We start from the raw sequence: 18,376 nt of genomic DNA on the forward strand, positions 1-18,376 counted from the left end.
CCTGCACACAATGGATTGCCAATGAACACTCTGCGCGAAAGCCTTATCCCGATTCCCGTGGCCGCACTGGGCGCCTGGCTTGGTTACCTGAGCGGGCTGCCGCTCGGTGAATTGATCGGTGCCATCTGCCTGGTCACCGCACTGAGCAAGCTCGGCGTGCGCATGCGCATGCCCTATCCGTTCGTGGCCACCGTGCAATTGCTGCTCGGCATCAGCGTCGGCGCCATCGTCAGCGCCTCGATGATCGCGCAACTGAGTGACCTGAGTATCGTTGTCGGCCTGCTGATCTGCATGACCACGCAGGTCCTGGTCGGCTACAACTGGCTGCGGCGCATGGAGCGCTGGGGGCACATCGAAAGCCTGCTCGGCTCGATTCCCGGCGCGATGGCGGCGGTAATGACGGTATCGGGGGAGGAGGGGCCGGCCTCCGGGCGCATTGCCTTCGTGCACATTGTGCGTCTGCTGGCGCTGTTGCTGGTGGTGACGCTCATTGCCGGCGGGCACGCCGACAGTGCGCCGCCGACGCTCGGCACGTGGCTCGATTACCTCGGGGTGATTCCCCCGGCCATCGCAGCGGCGCTCAGCGGTTATCTGCTGGAACGCTTCGCTGTGCCGGCGCCCTACATGCTGACCGGGCTGATCTTTACCGCGGCGATCAATGTCGGGCTCCCGCAGTTCCAGCTGCATGTTCCCGAGCCACTGGCAATCGTCGCGCTGATCCTGCTCGGCGGCCTGATCGGCATTCGCCTCAAGGACATTACCCTCCGGGATTTGCTGCGATACATCCGCGCCGGACTGGTCGTCACCGCCCTGACGTTCTGCACCACGTTGCTGGTGGCTTTCACTTTCAGCCAGATGACCGGCAAGCCGTTCCTGGCGCTGTTCATGTCGTGGGTGCCGGGCGGCGTCGAGGTGATGACCGCCGCCGCGTTGCTGCTCAAGCTCGACCCGGCCTTCGTCATGCTCAATCACGTGGTACGCATGTCGATCATCCATTTCGCACCGGTGTTTCTGCCCAAGCGGCTGCTGCAAAGTGCGCAGCCTGAGCACTAGCGCAGCTGCAGTCGGGCGGGCGCGCGGCACAGCGTTGATCGCCCATTCAGCCGCCGGTACAGACTTGCGGCTGAAAATCCGGATAATGGCGGCCAATCTGTTCAGCTCGCTATTCTGGTAATCCGCATGGAAATCAAGGTCAACTTTCTCGACAACCTTCGACTTGAGGCCAAGTTCGACGACTTCACGGTGATCGCCGATCAACCGATCCGCTACAAAGGCGACGGTTCGGCCCCGGGTCCGTTCGATTACTTCCTGGCTTCGTCGGCGTTGTGTGCGGCGTACTTTGTGAAGTTGTACTGCGAAACCCGCAACATTCCGACCGAGAATATTCGCCTGTCGCAGAACAACATTGTCGACCCGGAAAACCGCTACAAGCAGATTTTCAAGATCCAGGTCGAGCTGCCGGCGGACATTTCCGCCAAGGACCGCCAGGGCATCCTGCGTTCCATCGACCGCTGCACCGTGAAGAAAGTGGTGCAGACCGGCCCGGATTTCGTCATCGAGGAAGTCGACAACCTCGACGCCGACGCGCAGGCCTTGCTGATGCTCAACGCCGATGCCCAGGCGAGCACTTACATCGCCGGCAAGGATCTGCCGCTGGAGCAGACCATCGCCAACATGTCGGGGATCCTTGCCGAGCTGGGCATGAAGATCGAGATCGCCTCGTGGCGCAATATCGTGCCTAACGTCTGGTCGCTGCACATCCGCGATGCGCATTCGCCGATGTGCTTCACCAACGGCAAGGGTGCGACCAAGGAGAGTGCGCTGGCCTCGGCGCTGGGCGAGTTCATCGAGCGGCTGAACTGCAACTTCTTCTACAACGACCAGTTCTGGGGCGAAGACATCGCCAACGCAGCGTTCGTGCATTACCCGAACGAGCGCTGGTTCAAACCGGGGCCGAACGATGCGCTGCCGGCAGAAATCCTCGACGAATACTGCCTGGAAATCTTCAACCCGGACGGCGAGCTGCGCGGCTCGCACCTGTACGACACCAACTCCGGCAACACCCAGCGTGGCATTTGCGCGCTGCCGTTCGTACGGCAGTCGGACGGCGAGGTGGTGTACTTCCCGTCGAACCTGATCGAAAACCTCTACCTGAGCAACGGCATGAGCGCCGGCAACACCCTGGCCGAGGCGCAGGTGCAGTGCCTGTCGGAGATCTTCGAGCGCGCGGTCAAGCGTGAAATCCTCGAGGGCGAAATGGCCCTGCCGGATGTGCCGCAGGAGGTGCTGGCGAAATACCCGAGCATTCTCGCCGGAATCCAGGGCCTGGAAGAGCAGGGCTTCCCCGTGCTGGTCAAGGATGCGTCGCTGGGCGGCGAATTCCCGGTGATGTGCGTGACCCTGATGAACCCGCGCACCGGTGGCGTGTTCGCCTCGTTCGGCGCGCACCCGAGTTTCGAAGTGGCGCTGGAACGCAGCCTCACCGAACTGCTCCAGGGCCGCAGCTTCGAAGGCCTCAACGACCTGCCGCAACCGACCTTCGAAGGCCACGCGGTGACCGAACCGAACAACTTCGTCGAGCACTTTATCGACTCCAGCGGCGTGGTGTCGTGGCGCTTCTTCAGTGCCAAGGCTGACTTCGAGTTCGTCGAGTGGGATTTCACCAGCGCCGGCGAAAACGCCAACGCCGAGGAAGCCGCGACGCTGTTCGGCATTCTCGAAACGCTGGGCAAGGAAGTGTACATGGCGGTCTACGACGATCTGGGCGCCACGGCGTGCCGCATCCTCGTGCCGGACTACTCGGAAATCTACCCGGTCGACGACCTGATCTGGGACAACACCAACAAGGCCCTGCAATTCCGTGCCGACATCCTCAACCTGCACAACCTCAGCAAGGTCGGCCTGCGCACCCTGGCCAAGCGTCTGGAAGACAGCGAGCTGGATGACTACACCGACATCACCACGCTGATCGGCATCGAGTTCGACGACAACACCGCGTGGGGCCAGTTGACGATTCTCGAGCTGAAACTGCTGATCTACGTGGCTCTGCAGAAGTTCGAGCAAGCCAAGGATCTGGTGGAAGCCTTCCTGCAATACAACGACAACACCGTCGAGCGCGGGCTGTTCTACCAAGCGTTGAACGCGGTGCTGGAAGTGCAGCTCGACGACGATCTGGAGCTGGAAGACTACGAAGCCAACTTCCGCCGGATGTTCGGCAACGAGCGGATGGACGCGGTGATCGGTTCGGTGAATGGCAGCGTACGCTTCTACGGGCTGACGCCGACGAGCATGAAGCTCGAAGGCCTCGACCGCCATCAGCGACTGGTCGACAGCTACAAGAAACTGCATGCGGCACGGGCCAGAGCGGCCGGCCTGATCGGCTGATCGCCCGATGAAAAAAAAGCACCCTGCGGGGTGTTTTTTTATTTCCGCGCAAAGCGTACAGGGCTAATTGCTCAGTGAAATGACGGTGTCCAGCGCGTTGATCGGCACGTACAGCAAGGTGATGCCGGCGTAGGTTCGGCGCGATTTGGCCAGGAATGCGCCGATAGGCAGAACGATCATCACCAGGTCGAGGATTCCCCACAGCGCCAGTGGCGAGGCCTGGAACAGCGTGACGTTGACCACCAGCCCCAGCACCAGATAGGTCGACAACGACAGCAAGGCGTAACGACCATCCTGCTCGAAGTAGATGCGTAGACCGTTCTGCTCGTCTTCACTGCGACTGGGCAGCAACAGCGCAGACGAAACGAACAGCGACAAGGCCAACAGCACCAGCAGCAAAAACTCTGCAAACGAAAAGGTCGACTTGATGCTGGGCAACGAGTTGACCGCCCACCAGAAATCCAGCTGCGTGGCAAACAGCATGACGGCCCAGACCAGCGCGACCCAATCGGGAGCGGCCGTGCGGCGGATCCGGAATACGGTCAGCGCGCCGAGCAGCAGGCGGGTGACGGAAAGGCCCAGAATCATCGAGAGCACCGTGGCGACGATTGGGAAATTGCTCATGAACCCTCCATGGGCATTGGCGTTACGAAGAGCAGCGGCAGCTGTGATTCATGGAGTGGTCAGTTCGTCCGCGGCCGCCTCGGCGGGTGGATTTTCCCAGATCAGGCGTGGATCGAAACTCATGGCCGACAGCATGGTGAAGACCACCACCAGGCCGAAGAACAGGATGCCCGGCCGCGGCTCGATATCACCCAGCGCCTGGAATTTCACCAGTGCGGCCACCAGCGCCACCACCAGCACGTCGAGCATCGACCAGTAACCGATCACTTCGACAAACCGATAAAGCTTCGAGCGCTCCTTGCGCGCCCAGTGACTGCCGCGCTGGACGGTTATCAGCAGCAGGGTGAGGGCGACGAACTTGATCCCCGGCACGGCGATACTGGCGATGAAGATGATCAGGGCGATGTCCCAGGCGCCATGCTCCCAGAACTCCAGGACCCCGCTCATGATGGTGCTGTCGGCGCCATTGCCGAGCATCGTCGTGTTCATCACCGGCAGCAGGTTGGCCGGCACATAGAACGCCAGCGCGGCGAACATATAGGCCCAGGTGCGTGCCAGTGAGTTGGTCTTGCGCCGGTGCAGCGGGGCGTCGCAACGCGGGCAGTGGTGCGGCTCGCCAGTCATGTCGCACGCCAGCCCGCAGCTGTGACACAGGCACAGGTTGAGTTCTGCGGCCGTCGGTGGGCGTTTCACAGGATATTCCAGAGGTCGCGGATGTCGCGGCCAGCGATGCGGATCATCAGCAGGCTCAGCGCCGCCAGGGCAAACAGGCCGATACCGGGCAGCACATCGAGCATTCCCGCCAGTTTGAACACCGCCACCATCGCGCCGAGCAGACACACTTCGAGCATGCTCCACGGCCGCAACGTTTCAAGCCAGCGCATGGCGACCTTGAAACCGGGCGAGCGGCGGGAGGTGAGGGCGAAGCACAAGACCCAGATCAGCAGCACCAACTGGAACGCCGGGGCGATGATGATCGAGATGGCCGCGACCATGGCCATGAATGTGATCGGCCCCTGACTCAGGGCCAACACTGAATCCCACAGCGTCGCACTGTTCTTCAGGCCTTTGAGGCTGATGCTCATCACCGGATAGAAATTGGCGAACAGCCATAGCATCGCTGCCGTCAAGGTCAGCGCCAGACGTTGCTCCACCGTCAGGCTGCTGTAGCGTTCCAGCACGCCACCGCAACGTGCGCACAGGGTCTTCTGGTGTTTGGCGAGCGGCGTTTTTTCATACACGCAGTCGCAGTGCTCGCAAATGATCAGGTTTTGGTGGTTGACCATGGGCAGGCTCGCTGGACGCGGGAAAGGAGAGGCATCAGGAAAAGAATAGAAGTGCCTGAGTGATCGGCAACTTTTTATTGCCGTTGGCTGCGATGCCTGGGACAAGGGCGAAGGAGGGGAGACGTGCAGCCGCTCTGGCTCGCGGTTGAGCCAATGGAGAAGCCTGATGAAATGATCCGCAACATTTTGAAACATTCATCCGAAGAGCGGGGTCAACAGGATTCATTCCCTGCAAGAATCTCCCATGAAAACACCCCGACCGTCCGCACGCCTGGAACCGCTGAATCAACTGCGCAACTTCAAAATGGCGAGATCGGCGCACGCTTATGTTCGCGGCAGCACCGTGCAGTTCTACGAATGGCTGCACAGCCAATCAGGTCGACGCCTGCCCAGCGGGCCCGCCGTGTGGATCTGCGGCGATTGTCACGCTGGCAACCTCGGGCCGACCGGAGACCTGAAAGGCCGCATCGACATTCATATTCGTGACCTCGATCAGACCGTTATCGGCAATCCCGCGCACGATCTGGTTCGACTGGCGCTGTCGCTGGCTACCGCCGCACGCGGTTCGGATCTGCCTGGCGTGGCTACGGCGCGCATGCTGGAAGAAATGATGCGTGGCTACGAGCAAGCGTTCGAAGACGACGTTGACGAAGAACCGCCGAGACCCGCGCAAGTGAAAGCCGGCATGCGCAGCGCGGTACAACGAACCTGGAAACACCTGGCCCGCGAGCGTATCGAAAACACCAAGGCGACCATTCCGATCGGCAAGAATTTCTGGTCGCTGTCGCGGGAAGAACGCGCCGCGCTGAAGACACTGTGCGCAACGCAGGACATCCACACCCTGGTGACCTCGCTCAAGGGCCGTTCAAAGGATGACCGGGTGAAAATGCTCGATTCGGCGTACTGGGTGAAAGGTTGCAGCTCACTGGGCCTGAAACGCTACGCGATCTTGCTGGGTGTGGGCGACGGTGATGACCAGGAATATTGCCTGCTCGACATCAAGCAAGCCGTCGCCGCCGCCGCACCACGAGCCGCCCGCGCATCAATGCCACGCGACAACGGCAAACGCGTGGTCGAGGGTGCACGGTTTCTGTCACCGGGCCTGGGCAACCGGATGATCGCCACGCGCGTACTGGACCACGGATTCTTCGTCCGCGAGTTACTGCCGCAAGACATGAAACTGGAACTCGACCAACTCAGCCAACGCGACGCCATGCTGGCCGCCGGGTATCTGGCCAGAGTGGTGGGCATCGCGCATGCGCGCCAAATGGACATGGCCACGCGCGCATCGTGGATCAATGATCTGCAGGCATGCCGTTCGAAGACACTGGACGCACCGTCATGGCTGTGGTCGAGCGTGGTGCAGTTGGTGGGGAGTCATGAGCGCGGGTATCTGGAACATTGCCGGCGCTATGCGTTGCAGCATTGAAGGGATTGAGGCGACGAGGTTGCCAACGCTTGTGAGCGTTGGTGACTGATGGAGTGATTTGGCGAACGGTGGGGCTCACGTCTGCATACATCATTTAACATAATATACATTATGCGTACCGTTATATACGGAGCTGGGAGGCTTTGGCGGTCAGATTTAAAGCCTGGCGCTGCCTCCCGCTTTCAGCATGGCAATGCTGATCACTGCGTGCTTGAATGCCGCCCGACAAACGTTGCCTCACCAATTGATGGAGAAATTGCATGTGGCTTTGTACAGAATGGAAAATCGACTGGGACGCTGTAGCTGCTGTCGCAACGGCTGCTGCTGCAATCATCGCACTTATTATCTGGAGCTTTGACAAGGTTCAAAGAAAACGTGAACGGGCCGCAAGCGCGAAGCTCCTAGCTCAGATCATGACAACACCGGTTGGAGCTACCCAGATAGAAATCGCAAAATTCAGATGCTATGTGGTGCCTTCTGATAGCGACCAAACATACTTACTGGACGTGCTAAATGATGAAAACGCCCGAAAAGATTTGGCTGCTCAAGCGTCGCAAATCACCATCGATCTACCATCTCAATTCTTAGATAAAGCTGACATCTTCAGCGAGACAGTCAACAACAGGCTTGCGAATGCATTCTCACAAGTGAACCGTCTAAAAAAGATGTCGAGCCTCTTGGCTGATCTACCAGACTCGGCGTCAGAAGAAGAAATTTCCCAGCACCTTATGGCGGTTCTCAACCAAATCAAAGAGGCGGAACAAGCCACTGCAGAAGCTTTCCAAGCTCTTTTAGAGGCCGGAAAATCCTCTTAAGGTTTAGGTCTTCCCTACTCCACTCTAATAGCTAAATAATATAACTATGCTAAATAGCCATTTAGTTGAGTTATAAAAACCACCTTGCTCTCGATTATGAATTATCCGGCTGCTCAGCTATTTTTCTGGAGTAAATTTTTAACTAACTTGGCAATGGGCGCGAGTTGCGAGCCGGCGAAAATTGCGGTGATCTGTAGTACGTCCGCACCGACATTACTTAATGCACTTTGCCACCGACCCGACAGGGTTTCCAGTGCAAGCTCATAAATTTCCAGACCCTGATCAGTCAATTGCAGCGTAACCATGTGTCGATCTGGCCTCTCACGTTGGTACTGCACAAAGCCTGACTTCTGGAGTTTGTCGATCCTTAGTGCGACTTTAGATGACATGACACTCAAATGCTGACTACATTGCTCCGTGGTCAGCGTAGTGCCCTGCCCCAAGCTATCAAGAATTCGAAAGTCCATGAGTGTCAGGTTTTGGCTAGCTTCGGCCTCCTCTATCCGAAGACCTTCAGATAAAGCGTCCGTAACCTGGCCTGCGGTGCCCAGGTTCCGGGCGCCGCGCGTTCAACCGACGGCCATATGCTGCATGCGCCGCTTCAACGTTTCCGAAGGCAATTCGGCGAACTGTCGGCGGTACTGTTGGGCAAATCTGCCCAAGTGGACAAATCCGTAGTCAAGGGCCATTTCAGTAACGCTTCGCACATTGCAGTCCGGATCGGCAAGGCATGCCTGGATGCGTGTCAGCTTCTGCTCGCGGATGAACCGTTGCGGTGTGGTGTGCATGTGTCTTTCAAACAAGGCATACAACGAACGCACACTCAGTTGCGCCTGATCCGCAAGGCTTTGTACGCTGATGTCTTGCTGCAGGTTACGACGGATGTAATCCACTATCCGCTCGAACGTGCTGTTGGTGCACGCCAGATGCTCACGCCTCACGTTATTGCACATCAGGGTCAACATCTTACTGGCGACGATCTGCGCATAGTGCTCCTGGACACGGGCCAATGCGGCGCCGTCCTCGGCTTCAGTACAGACGGTGGCCATCAAGGGCACAAAAGCCTGCAATTGATCCAGCGAATAACGTTGTTGGAGAAAACGGATGCCTTCGCGCGGGTACAGCCAGCGCTGCTCCTCGCAGATCGACTCGAGCAATTGTGCAGGCACTTTGAGGATGAATTTCTCGCAGTCGTGAGAGTACGTGAGGTCAACCGGATCGTCGGGGTTGATGAGCAGCAACTCACCCGGCACAAGATGATGCACGCCGGCGGGTCCCCGCCAGAGGCAGTCGCCGCGTAACAATATCTGCAAATGAAATATGTCCTGCAGCGCGTCGGAGACTACGCGCACGCTGGAGCCGTAGCTGATCCGACAGAGGTCGAGGCTGGCGAATTTGCGATGATTCAACTGAGCTCGCGCGTTGCTCTTGCGTGGTAATTGAATGCAATGGCTGCCGACATGCTGATTTACATATCCAGATACCGCATGGGGGTCGGCGTTCTTGAACACCTCGCTCCGCTCGCTTAGCAGGGGCATATTCATGTCGGTCACTCTTATATTGTTTTTATCAATCAGGCTTGAAACTCAGGCAAAGCCATAGGTACGAACAGGCCTCTCGATTCTCGGTCACGATCACGTCGAATACCAATACGAAAAGAGTTGGACACCATACTCGACAGGTATCCAACTCGCTTTTCACCCCTCACCCAACAGCGGCACTCAGCCCAAGTCGCCACCCCCCACCGGTAGCGTGACGCCGGTGATGTAGGAGGCTTCATCGGAAGCCAGAAACAAAATGGCGCCGACCTGTTCATCAATTGTGCCGTAGCGTTTCATCAAGCTACTGTCCTTGGTCTGCTCGACGATCTGCGCGTACCAATGCTGTTCCTGCTCGGTGGGCACGGCGGTGTTACGGGGGATTCGCCGGGGTGGTGCGTCTGTACCTCCCGGAGCAGTCGCATTGACGCGCACTCCGCGCCCGCCCGTTTCAAAAGCCAGGCAGGCGGTCAGCGCATTGATTCCGCCCTTGGCCGCGCCATACGGTGCACGATTGACCCCGCGGGTGGCGATAGACGACACGTTGACGATCGCCCCGCTGCCTTGTGCCAACATGTGAGGCAAGGCGTTATGGCAGCACCATAACGTGGGAAACAGCGAGCGGCGTACTTCTGCCTCGATTTCGTCGGGCAGATAATGCTCGAAAGGCTTGGCCCAGATCGTGCCACCGACGTTGTTGATCAAAATGTCCAACCGGCCGAAGTGCTCGATGGCCTGGCTCACCACACGCTGGCAATCGGCGTAGCGCTCCAGGTCAGCCGTCAGTGCAAACACTTGCGCCGGCAGTTCGTGCACCAGTTCGCTGCGATCGACAGCGACTACTTTTGCGCCTTCGAGCAATAGCCGCTCGACGACGCCTCGACCAATGCCTTGCGCAGCGCCCGTGACCAGCGCGACTTTATTGTTGAATCTCATGCTCATGGCGACCTCGACGTAGCGCTTGCTCAGGCAGCACTGGCGGCAAATTTTTCGTAGTAGAAGTTGGCGGGAGAGATGCCCTGCTCACGAATGTAATGACTGACGGCCTCCACCATCGGAGGTGGCCCGCACAGATAAATGTCGACATCGCCGCCATGCAGATGCTCTGGCGCAATGTGCTGGGTGACGTAACCTCGTTGCGGCCACTCGCTCTGCGGATTAGCCACACAGGCACTGAAAGTGAAATTGGGAATGCTCGCCGTCAGGGCCTTGAGGCGGTCCAGTTCTACCAGGTCGAAGTCGTTGGTGACGCCGTAAATCAGGTGCAGGGGGTGGTCGCTGCCTTGTTCGGCAATCGTCTCGAGCATTGCCGTGAATGGCGCTAGTCCCGTCCCACCGGCCAGCATTAGCAGCGGCCGTTTGATCGGGCGCAGGTAGAAGCTGCCCAACGGACCCGCGAGGCTCATGTGATCGCCGACCTTGGCCAACTCGGTGAGAAACTGACTCATCAGGCCGCCAGGAACATTGCGGATCAGGAAGCTTACGCGCCCCTCCTTCTGCACCGAGCTGAACGAGTACGCACGTGTCTGGTTGCTGCCGGGCACTTGCAGATTGACATACTGACCCGGCAAGAACGTCAGGTCGGCGAGTGCATCGCCCTGGATCGACAGTGACAGCGTGCTGTCAGACAGCCGACGAACTTCCTGGATCGCCCCCTCATACGTGGACTGCTGGGTCTTGCACACGTCGGACGACGCAGGAATGCTCACCACACAATCACTTTTGACCCGCATCTGGCAGGTCAGTACAAAACCTTCGCCTGCCTCCTCGGCAGTCAGGGCATCATCAATGTAATCCTCGCCCAGCTCGTACTCACCCGCTTCGGCAAAACATTTGCAGGTTCCGCAAGCGCCATCGCGGCAGTCCAGCGGAATATTGATTCCTTGGCGGTACGCGGCATCAGCCACGGTTTCACTGGCCGTTGCGACAATGAAACGGGTCACGCCGTCTTCGAAATTCAGGGCAATCTTGTGGCTCATGACAGACCTCGCATGGCTGCGCGCCCCCCACTCGTGGCGGGTTGCGCAACGCAGCCCGATTCACAGGTGGTAGATATCGATGACCTGACGGACGTAATCGTTTTTCAGGACCACTTTCTTGGCTTTGATCAGCGGCTGTTCTGCGCGGGTATCCAAGGTGTAGAAACTGGTGCCGAAATAGCTGTCCACGGTCTTGTAGCGAAAGCTCAGCGTGTGCCAGTTGAAACGCACCGCGCACTGACCTTCGCTCACCTCGGTGATCTCGATATTGCTCAGGTTATGGGAGGTGCGGGTGTCCGGAATGCTCGCGCTGGAGCGCTCGGTCTTGATCCGGAAAATCCGGTCTTCCAGGCCCTCGCGACTGCCGTACCAAATCAGCGAAATTTCACTTTGCGGATCTTCAGTCAGTTCGTCGTCGTCATCCCAGGACGGCATCCAGAACGTCGCATCGGCGGCATAGAGCTCCAGCCACTGATCCCACAGTTTGTCGTCAAGATAACGGGCTTCGCGAAAGAGGAAATCGCGCACTTGTTCATAGGAAGCGCTCATTGAACCTCCCGTGCAGGAATGTTGCCTGCCTGTTCGACGGCCACTGCTTGAAGCAGGGTGTCTTTCCAGTATTTGTGCTGTTCCACGAACAGCCCCTCGTCTTCCGTGCGCACACCACTGAGCAACGGATGTAGATCAATTTCCAGCGCCGCTTCATCAGGTCCTTCAACCCAGTGTTCGGCGCCGCGTGACATGTCGTTCCACGCCGTCGCGCTGCCTTGATACCCGATCTGGCAGGAACGAAACTCCTCGAGATCATCTGGAGTTGCCATGCCGCTGACGTTGAAAAAGTCTTCGTACTGGCGGATGCGTCGCGCACGGGCGTCTGCGCTTTCGCCCACTGGGGCGATGCAGTAGATGGTGATTTCGGTTTGATTGACCGAGATTGGCCGAGCAATACGAATCTGCGAACTGAATTGGTCCATCAAATAGACATTCGGATACAGGCACAGATTGCGCGAGTTTCCGATCATCCAGTCGGCGCGAGCCTGACCAAAGCCACTGACCAGTTCGTCACGGCGCTCATACAGAGGCCTGTCTTCAGGGTTGGCCCAGCGCGTCCAAAGCAGCATGTGGCCTTTGTCGAATGAGTAGAAACCACCGCCACTTTTTGCCCAGCCGCCGGCGCTCATGGTCGGGTTGACGTCGCCGGACTGACGCTCTTTGCGCTGGTTCTGGGTGGCCGCGTAGTTCCAGTGCACCGAGCTGACGTGATAACCGTCCGCGCCGTTTTCTGCGGTGAGCTTCCAGTTGCCCTCGTAGATGTAGCTGGAAGAACCACGCAGCACTTCCAGGCCGTCCGGGGATTGATCGACGATCATGTCGATGATCTTGGCAGATTCTCCCAAATGCTCGGCCAAAGGCACCACGTCAGCATTGAGACTACCGAACAGAAAACCCCGGTAGGACTCAAACCGCGCCACCTTGGTCAGGTCATGCGAGCCTTCGCAGTTGAAGCTCTGCGGGTAGCCGGCATTGCTCGGGTCTTTGACCTTGAGCAGCTTGCCCGAGTTGTTGAAGGTCCAGCCATGGAACGGGCAGGTATAGGAAGATTTGTTGCCGCGCTTGTGCCGGCACAGCATCGCGCCGCGATGACTGCAGGCATTGAGGAAGGCGTTAAGCACGCCATCCTTGTTCCGTGCGATGAAGATCGGCTGGCGCCCCATCTGCAGCGTGAGGTAATCATTGTTCTGAGGGATCTGGCTTTCGTGTGCGAGGTACAGCCAGTTGCCTTCGAAAATGTGCTTCATTTCGAGGTCGAACAGGCGGGGATCGGTGAACATCTCGCGCTTGCAGCGATAGATGCCCTCTTCACGGTTTTCCTCGAGCAAGGAATTGAGATACTCGACGCCAATGGACATGGTCAGAGCCTCCGTTGTTGTTATTGGTAGGCTCAGTGTCACCGGCAATCCGTATCGGCAATATCCGTTGCGTGCAGACTGTTATCCGCTTTGTGCAGAACCAACACGTTTCAGCTGAAATCGCCATCGAATCGAATATATCGGTGGTGACCACTCATAAATGCCATACAGGCCACTGACGATGCTCTGGCTGGACAGCGTTGTTGGCCTATTCAATGTGGCTGGCGACGACCATCGATATCGCCTGTCTGTCACCTCGATCAGCTACTCGCCCAACGTCAGCCAGTCACCGGACGGATCTGGAATGACTCAAGGTAGCGTTCGCTGATCGCACGACTTCAAACGTCGGCCACCCTTCCCTGGTCCATTGTTTGGCAGGCTATGCACATCGGTGCAGTAACCGTGATTCAAGCGGTTTTTGTAGCCAGATTTAGCTGCCAGTCAACATGAAACATGGGGTACGCCTTGATCAATAAAACGTTTGAATCCATCGCTGCCGCGCTGGATGGAATAGCCGATGGTTCGACCATCATGGTCGGTGGTTTCGGTACCGCCGGCATGCCATCCGAGCTGGTGGATGGTGTTATCGCCTCTGGCGCCCGCGATCTGACCATCATCAGCAACAATGCCGGCAACGGTGAAATCGGTCTTGCCGCCTTGCTCAAGGCTGGACGGGTTGCCAAGGTCATCTGCTCGTTTCCACGCCAGTCCGATTCCTATGTATTCGACGAACTCTACCTGGCCGGCAAGGTACAGCTTGAAGTCGTCCCCCAGGGCAACCTGGCTGAACGCATTCGCGCTGCAGGTTCAGGCATCGGTGCGTTTTATTCGCCAACCGGTTATGGAACGCTGCTGGCGGAAGGCAAGGAGACTCGGGTGATCGACGGTCGCAATTACGTGCTGGAGATGCCGCTGCGCGCCGATGTCGCGCTGATCAAGGCAGAGAAAGGCGATCGCTGGGGCAACCTCACCTATCGCAAGGCTGCGCGCAATTTTGGGCCGATCATGGCCATGGCGGCGACAACAGCCATCGCTCAGGTCAACCAGATCGTCGAGTTGGGCGAGCTGGATCCCGAGCACATTGTCACACCAGGAATTTTCGTTCAGCGCGTAGTCGCCGTGCCACACGCCCGTCTTCCGAAAGCCAACGCCAACTGAGGTCCGCCATGACTGTTTCGAACAAACTCTCACGCAGCGAAATGGCCCAGCGTGTGGCCGACGATATTGTTGAAGGCTCTTACGTGAACCTCGGCATCGGCGTGCCCACGCTGGTGGCCAATTATCTGGGCGACAAGGAAGTGTTCCTGCACAGTGAAAACGGTGTGTTGGGCATGGGCCCGAGTCCCGCGCCGGGCGAGGAAGACGATGATCTGATCAATGCTGGCAAACAACACGTGACGCTGCTGGCCGGTGGTGCCTACTTTCATCACGCCGATTCCTTTTCGATGATGCGCGGTGGTCACATCGATATCGCCGTACTGGGTGCTTTCCAGGTCTCGGTCAACGGTGACCTGGCCAACTGGCACACCGGTGCTGAAGGCTCCATCCCAGCGGTGGGCGGCGCCATGGACCTCGCGACGGGCGCACGCCAAGTGTTCGTCATGATGGACCACCTGACCAAGACGGGCGAAAGCAAGTTGGTGCCAAAATGCACCTACCCGCTGACCGGTATTGGTTGCGTAACGCGGATTTATACTGACCTGGCCATTCTCGACGTTACGCCCGACGGCTTACAGGTCAGGGAGATTTTGGCCGATATCAGCTTCGAAGATCTGCAATCGCTCAGTGGTGTGCCGCTGATCAAGTGACAGGGTTGATTGGCTCATTCAAGTCTGCGCCGGACGAACATTGCGCTCGTCCGGCGACGGATTCTGGCGGCGGTGGCAACTTGCGTGGAGTTGCCACCCTGCTCTTTTGTCAGTCCTGAAGCACGCGCGGGCGCAAGCTTCGCTGCTCTTGCGTCACGGCCTCGGCCGGTTGCAGCTGGAAGTCGAAGGACAACTCGGCAAACCGCCCTTCAACACCGCGTTTGGCACTCGATTGCGCGTCATCAATGAAGCGTACTTCACCGATCAAGCCTTCTCGCGTGGCGTAGGCGAAGTCGTCCCACAGGTACTTTTCGCCTGAAAGATTGATTTGAGTGGTCAGGTGGCGGTAACCGGGTGCGGAAATGAAATAGTGAATATGCGCAGGGCGCTGACCGTGGCGGCCAAGCAGGTTCAGGCATTCCTGAGTCGGCCCCTGAGGATCGCAGCCATACCCGGACGGGACGATACTGCGAGCACGATAGCGGCCGTCGGCATCCGTCACGATGCGACGACGCAGGTTGTACGCCGATTGCGATTTATCGAAGTAAGAGTAGTTGCCCTTGGTATTGGCCTGCCACAAGTCGACGATAGCGCCGGCGACAGGCTGGCCTTGCAGGTCGAGTACCTGGCCTTCGATGAACAGCGTTGTGGCAACGCCCTCTTCGCTGCCATCGTCCATGCGCGCTTCACCTTCACACAGCGGAGCACCGGCAACATACAGCGGGCCTTCGATGGTGCGAGGCGTGCCGCCGGTGTGGCCAGCCTGGGCATCGCGAGCATCGTTGAGCAGGTCGAGGAAATGCTCAAGGCCAAGTCCGGCCATGAGCAGAGCGGCTTCACCGCGACCACCCAGGCGATTCAGGTAGTCGATTGCGCTCCAGAATTCGTCATCGGTAATCTGCAAGTCTTCGATCAAACGCGCACTGTCTTGCAATACGCGCAGCAGGATCTGTTTGACCCGCACATTACCTTGATCATTGTCCAAACCAGCAGCTTGTTTGAAAAATGCCTGGATCTCATCAGAGCTGGAAATTCTGACAGTCATGATTATGTTCCCATGTTTTTATTATGTTCAAAGTCGCAAAGTGCAACGCTTAACGATCGTCGGCGTGGATCGATGAAGGATGGCGGCAGAGCCCGGTCACTTCGATATCCATGTACGGGAACAGCGGCAATTGCATGAGCGTGTCGTGCAACGCTTCAACGCTTTCGACGTCAAAAACGCTGAAGTTGGCGTAGTGACCCGCGATACGCCACAGGTGCCGCCATTTGCCTTCACTCTGTAAACGCTGCGCCAGTTCCTTTTCATCGGCTTTCAAACGCGCGGCTTTCTGTGGGTCCATGTCGACGGGAAGTTTCACCGTCATTTTTACGTGGAAGAGCATTTTTCCTATCTCCTGATAACAAGGTTCAGCGGCGACGGAAGCGGGCCAGGCGATCCTCATCAAGCGTCAGCCCCAGGCCTGGAGTGGCCGGAACATGCAAGTGGAAGTCGCGGTAGACCGGTGCTTCGGTGACGATTTCTTCGGTCAGCAGCAGCGGCCCGAACAGTTCGGTTTGCCACTGCAATTGCTCAAGCGTGATGAAGGCATGGGCCGACGCCAGCGTGCCGACGGCACCCTCCAGCATCGTGCCGCCGTACAGCGCAATGCCGGCCGCCTGGGCGATATGGGCTGTGCGCAGGACAGCGCGAGGGCCACCGTTCTTGGCGATCTTGAGGGCGAAAATACTCGCCGCGCCGTCGGCGGCGAGGCTGAAGGCATCCTCGACACATTCAATGGATTCGTCGGCCATGATCGGCGCCGGGCTGCGCTGGTTGAGACGAATCTGCCCGCCGCGATTGATCCGGGAGATAGGTTGCTCGATCAGGTCGATCCCGTTCTCGCCGAGGATTTGGCATCCTTTGATCGCTTGAGATTCGCTCCAGTATTGGTTCACGTCGACCCTGACACTGGCACGATCGCCGAGGGCTTTCTTGATCGCGACGACGTGAGCCAGGTCGCGCTCCAGCGCATTGGCGCCAATCTTTAGTTTGAAAATACGGTGCCGACGCAGCTCGAGCATGTGCTCGGCTTCCTGGATGTCCTTGGCAGTGTCACCGCTGGCGAGCGTCCACGCCACTTCGAGTGCATCGCGCACGCGCCCGCCCAGCAGTTCGCTCACAGGCAGGCCTAAACGCTTGCCCTGGGCGTCCAGCAACGCCGTTTCGACGGCGGACCGGGCAAACGTATTGCCCTTGATGGCCTTGTCCAGACGCTGCATCGCGGCATTGATGTTTTCCGCATCCTGGCCAACCAGTAACGGTGCGAAATAGCTGTCGAGGTTGGTCTTGATGCTTTCCGGACTCTCATTGCCGTAAGCCAGCCCACCGATCGTCGTCGCTTCGCCAATGCCCTCGATACCATCACTGCAAAGCAGGCGAAGAATGACCAGGGTTTGCCCCTGCATGGTATGCATGGCCAACTTGTGCGGGCGAATGGTGGGCAAGTCGACGATGATCGTCTCAAGGCGCTCGATCCGGGTTACGTTCATTTCTGGTTCCATTGTGCGCGGGTTCAGATGTGGGTCGTGATGCCGAAGCATCGATACCCACGGAATCTTGTTTGATGTAACTTAGAATCCGCGCAACGCATCCACTGCGTCCAATATTCATTTTGTCTCTCTTCATACCTCGGAGGTATCGTGGAATTAAGACATATCCGCTACTTTCAAGCGGTGGCCGAAACACTGAATTTCACCCGTGCCGCCGAGCGTCTGAATATTGCCCAGCCACCGCTCAGCCGACAGATTCAGCAACTCGAAGAGCATCTGGGTACAGCGCTGCTGGAGCGCACGCGTCCGGTGCAATTGACCGAAGCGGGCCGCTATTTCCATGAGCACAGCGGCATGCTGCTCAAGCAGCTTGAGCAGCTGTGCGAGAACACCCGACGCATTGGTGAGGGGCAACGGCAATGGCTCGGTATCGGCTTTGCGCCGTCCACCCTTTATGCACTGCTGCCTGAACTCATTCGGGAATTGCGCCGCGATTCAGACCTTGAGCTGGGTCTGCAGGAAATGACCACGCTTGAGCAGATCGAGGCACTGAAAAGCGGCCGCATCGACATAGGTTTTGGTCGTATTCACTTCGACGACGGTGCCATCCACCAGCAAGTGCTCTATGAAGATCCGCTGGTCGCGGTACTGCCGACCGGGCACCGTTTGCAAGGCGAAACCATCACCCTGGAGCGTCTGTCGCACGAGTCTTTCGTGCTGTACCCGGCCAACCCGAGACCCAGCTACGCCGATCATGTTCTGGCGTTGTTTGCCAATCACGGTATGGGCGTGCGGGTTTCTCAATGGGCCAATGAGCTGCAGACAGCGCTGGGCCTGGTGGCGGCCGGACTGGGCATCACGCTGGTCCCCGCCGCTGTTCAGCAGCAACATCGTGCGGATCTCACCTACGCGCCTATTCAGGATTCCGAAGCGGTATCGCCGATCATTTTGAGTCGCCGGACTGGCGACATCAGTCCTATCGTCCAACGCTGTCTCGGCATCATCGCTTCCATCAATCGCTGATCCGCGCACGCTATGGCGTGCGCGGATCAATCCTGGCGTCCGCAGTTG

General features: G+C 58.3%; 19 protein-coding genes. 7 read left to right on the top strand and 12 right to left on the bottom strand.

Features of this window, described 5'->3' with window-relative positions:
* Nucleotides 1-21: 21 nt before the first annotated feature.
* Nucleotides 22-1,053, top strand: a complete 1,032-nt coding sequence (locus QRN70_RS02255; RefSeq protein ID WP_285415594.1) for an AbrB family transcriptional regulator — start codon at nucleotides 22-24, stop codon at nucleotides 1,051-1,053.
* A gap of 126 nt (nucleotides 1,054-1,179) precedes the next feature.
* Nucleotides 1,180-3,384, top strand: a complete 2,205-nt coding sequence (locus tag QRN70_RS02260; RefSeq protein ID WP_285415595.1) for an OsmC domain/YcaO domain-containing protein — start codon at nucleotides 1,180-1,182, stop codon at nucleotides 3,382-3,384.
* Nucleotides 3,385-3,447: 63 nt separating this feature from the next.
* On the opposite strand, the gene QRN70_RS02265 is transcribed toward QRN70_RS02260, so the two are convergent.
* The 3 genes from QRN70_RS02265 to QRN70_RS02275 are packed head-to-tail and all read right to left on the bottom strand — an operon-like array spanning nucleotide 3,448 to nucleotide 5,294.
* Nucleotides 3,448-4,008: a hypothetical protein gene (locus QRN70_RS02265; RefSeq protein ID WP_285415596.1), complete on the bottom strand. Its 561-nt coding sequence runs from the start codon at nucleotides 4,006-4,008 to the stop codon at nucleotides 3,448-3,450.
* Between the two features lie 48 nt (nucleotides 4,009-4,056).
* Nucleotides 4,057-4,701 (bottom strand): paraquat-inducible protein A, encoded by a 645-nt coding sequence (locus tag QRN70_RS02270; protein ID WP_285415597.1) that lies wholly within the window; start codon nucleotides 4,699-4,701, stop codon nucleotides 4,057-4,059.
* Nucleotides 4,698-5,294: a paraquat-inducible protein A gene (locus tag QRN70_RS02275; protein WP_285415598.1), complete on the bottom strand. Its 597-nt coding sequence runs from the start codon at nucleotides 5,292-5,294 to the stop codon at nucleotides 4,698-4,700. The genes QRN70_RS02270 and QRN70_RS02275 overlap by 4 nt, the downstream gene beginning before the upstream one ends.
* A gap of 244 nt (nucleotides 5,295-5,538) precedes the next feature.
* Here QRN70_RS02275 and QRN70_RS02280 point away from each other — a divergent pair, with 244 nt between their 5' ends.
* Both QRN70_RS02280 and QRN70_RS02285 read left to right on the top strand, forming a co-directional pair.
* A complete protein-coding gene (locus QRN70_RS02280; protein WP_285415599.1) occupies nucleotides 5,539-6,723 on the top strand; it encodes a DUF2252 family protein in 1,185 nt (394 codons plus the stop codon).
* 260 nt (nucleotides 6,724-6,983) lie between these two features.
* Nucleotides 6,984-7,538: a hypothetical protein gene (locus QRN70_RS02285; RefSeq protein WP_285415600.1), complete on the top strand. Its 555-nt coding sequence runs from the start codon at nucleotides 6,984-6,986 to the stop codon at nucleotides 7,536-7,538.
* Between the two features lie 113 nt (nucleotides 7,539-7,651).
* Here QRN70_RS02285 and QRN70_RS02290 read toward each other — a convergent pair whose 3' ends face one another.
* The 6 genes from QRN70_RS02290 to benA all read right to left on the bottom strand — a co-directional run bounded on the left by QRN70_RS02290 (nucleotide 7,652) and on the right by benA (nucleotide 12,965).
* On the bottom strand, nucleotides 7,652-7,843 hold the full coding sequence (locus tag QRN70_RS02290; protein ID WP_285415601.1) for a hypothetical protein: 192 nt from the start codon (nucleotides 7,841-7,843) through the stop codon (nucleotides 7,652-7,654).
* Nucleotides 7,844-8,107: 264 nt separating this feature from the next.
* The gene (locus tag QRN70_RS02295) at nucleotides 8,108-9,082 is read right to left on the bottom strand and encodes an AraC family transcriptional regulator (RefSeq protein ID WP_285415602.1); all 975 of its coding nucleotides are present in this window, start codon (nucleotides 9,080-9,082) and stop codon (nucleotides 8,108-8,110) included.
* A 177-nt stretch (nucleotides 9,083-9,259) separates the two neighbouring features.
* Complete coding sequence (locus QRN70_RS02300) at nucleotides 9,260-10,018, bottom strand: 1,6-dihydroxycyclohexa-2,4-diene-1-carboxylate dehydrogenase (protein WP_285415603.1); 759 nt, start codon at nucleotides 10,016-10,018, stop codon at nucleotides 9,260-9,262.
* A gap of 23 nt (nucleotides 10,019-10,041) precedes the next feature.
* On the bottom strand, nucleotides 10,042-11,055 hold the full coding sequence (benC, locus tag QRN70_RS02305; protein ID WP_285415604.1) for a benzoate 1,2-dioxygenase electron transfer component BenC: 1,014 nt from the start codon (nucleotides 11,053-11,055) through the stop codon (nucleotides 10,042-10,044).
* Nucleotides 11,056-11,115: 60 nt separating this feature from the next.
* Nucleotides 11,116-11,604: a benzoate 1,2-dioxygenase small subunit gene (gene benB, locus QRN70_RS02310; RefSeq protein ID WP_285415605.1), complete on the bottom strand. Its 489-nt coding sequence runs from the start codon at nucleotides 11,602-11,604 to the stop codon at nucleotides 11,116-11,118.
* Nucleotides 11,601-12,965, bottom strand: a complete 1,365-nt coding sequence (gene benA / locus QRN70_RS02315) for a benzoate 1,2-dioxygenase large subunit (protein ID WP_285417988.1) — start codon at nucleotides 12,963-12,965, stop codon at nucleotides 11,601-11,603. Before benA ends, benB begins: the two co-directional genes overlap by 4 nt.
* A 465-nt stretch (nucleotides 12,966-13,430) precedes the next feature.
* Here benA and QRN70_RS02320 point away from each other — a divergent pair, with 465 nt between their 5' ends.
* Together QRN70_RS02320 and QRN70_RS02325 are read left to right on the top strand one after the other, a co-directional pair.
* Nucleotides 13,431-14,123, top strand: coding sequence for a 3-oxoacid CoA-transferase subunit A (locus QRN70_RS02320; RefSeq protein WP_285415606.1), 693 nt, complete (start codon nucleotides 13,431-13,433; stop codon nucleotides 14,121-14,123).
* 8 nt (nucleotides 14,124-14,131) lie between these two features.
* A complete protein-coding gene (locus QRN70_RS02325; protein WP_285415607.1) occupies nucleotides 14,132-14,773 on the top strand; it encodes a 3-oxoacid CoA-transferase subunit B in 642 nt (213 codons plus the stop codon).
* A 109-nt stretch (nucleotides 14,774-14,882) separates the two neighbouring features.
* On the opposite strand, the gene catA is transcribed toward QRN70_RS02325, so the two are convergent.
* The 3 genes from catA to QRN70_RS02340 are packed head-to-tail and all read right to left on the bottom strand — an operon-like array spanning nucleotide 14,883 to nucleotide 17,305.
* The gene (gene catA, locus QRN70_RS02330; protein WP_285415608.1) at nucleotides 14,883-15,818 is read right to left on the bottom strand and encodes a catechol 1,2-dioxygenase; all 936 of its coding nucleotides are present in this window, start codon (nucleotides 15,816-15,818) and stop codon (nucleotides 14,883-14,885) included.
* Nucleotides 15,819-15,867: 49 nt separating this feature from the next.
* On the bottom strand, nucleotides 15,868-16,158 hold the full coding sequence (catC, locus tag QRN70_RS02335; protein WP_285415609.1) for a muconolactone Delta-isomerase: 291 nt from the start codon (nucleotides 16,156-16,158) through the stop codon (nucleotides 15,868-15,870).
* Nucleotides 16,159-16,183: 25 nt separating this feature from the next.
* The gene (locus QRN70_RS02340; RefSeq protein WP_285417989.1) at nucleotides 16,184-17,305 is read right to left on the bottom strand and encodes a muconate cycloisomerase family protein; all 1,122 of its coding nucleotides are present in this window, start codon (nucleotides 17,303-17,305) and stop codon (nucleotides 16,184-16,186) included.
* Between the two features lie 150 nt (nucleotides 17,306-17,455).
* On the opposite strand from QRN70_RS02340, the gene QRN70_RS02345 reads away from it, so the two are divergent.
* Nucleotides 17,456-18,328, top strand: coding sequence for a LysR family transcriptional regulator (locus QRN70_RS02345; protein ID WP_285415610.1), 873 nt, complete (start codon nucleotides 17,456-17,458; stop codon nucleotides 18,326-18,328).
* The last annotated feature ends 48 nt before the right edge of the window (nucleotides 18,329-18,376 follow it).

The sequence above is a fragment of the Pseudomonas sp. efr-133-TYG-5 genome (assembly GCF_030209175.1).
Taxonomy (GTDB): domain Bacteria; phylum Pseudomonadota; class Gammaproteobacteria; order Pseudomonadales; family Pseudomonadaceae; genus Aquipseudomonas.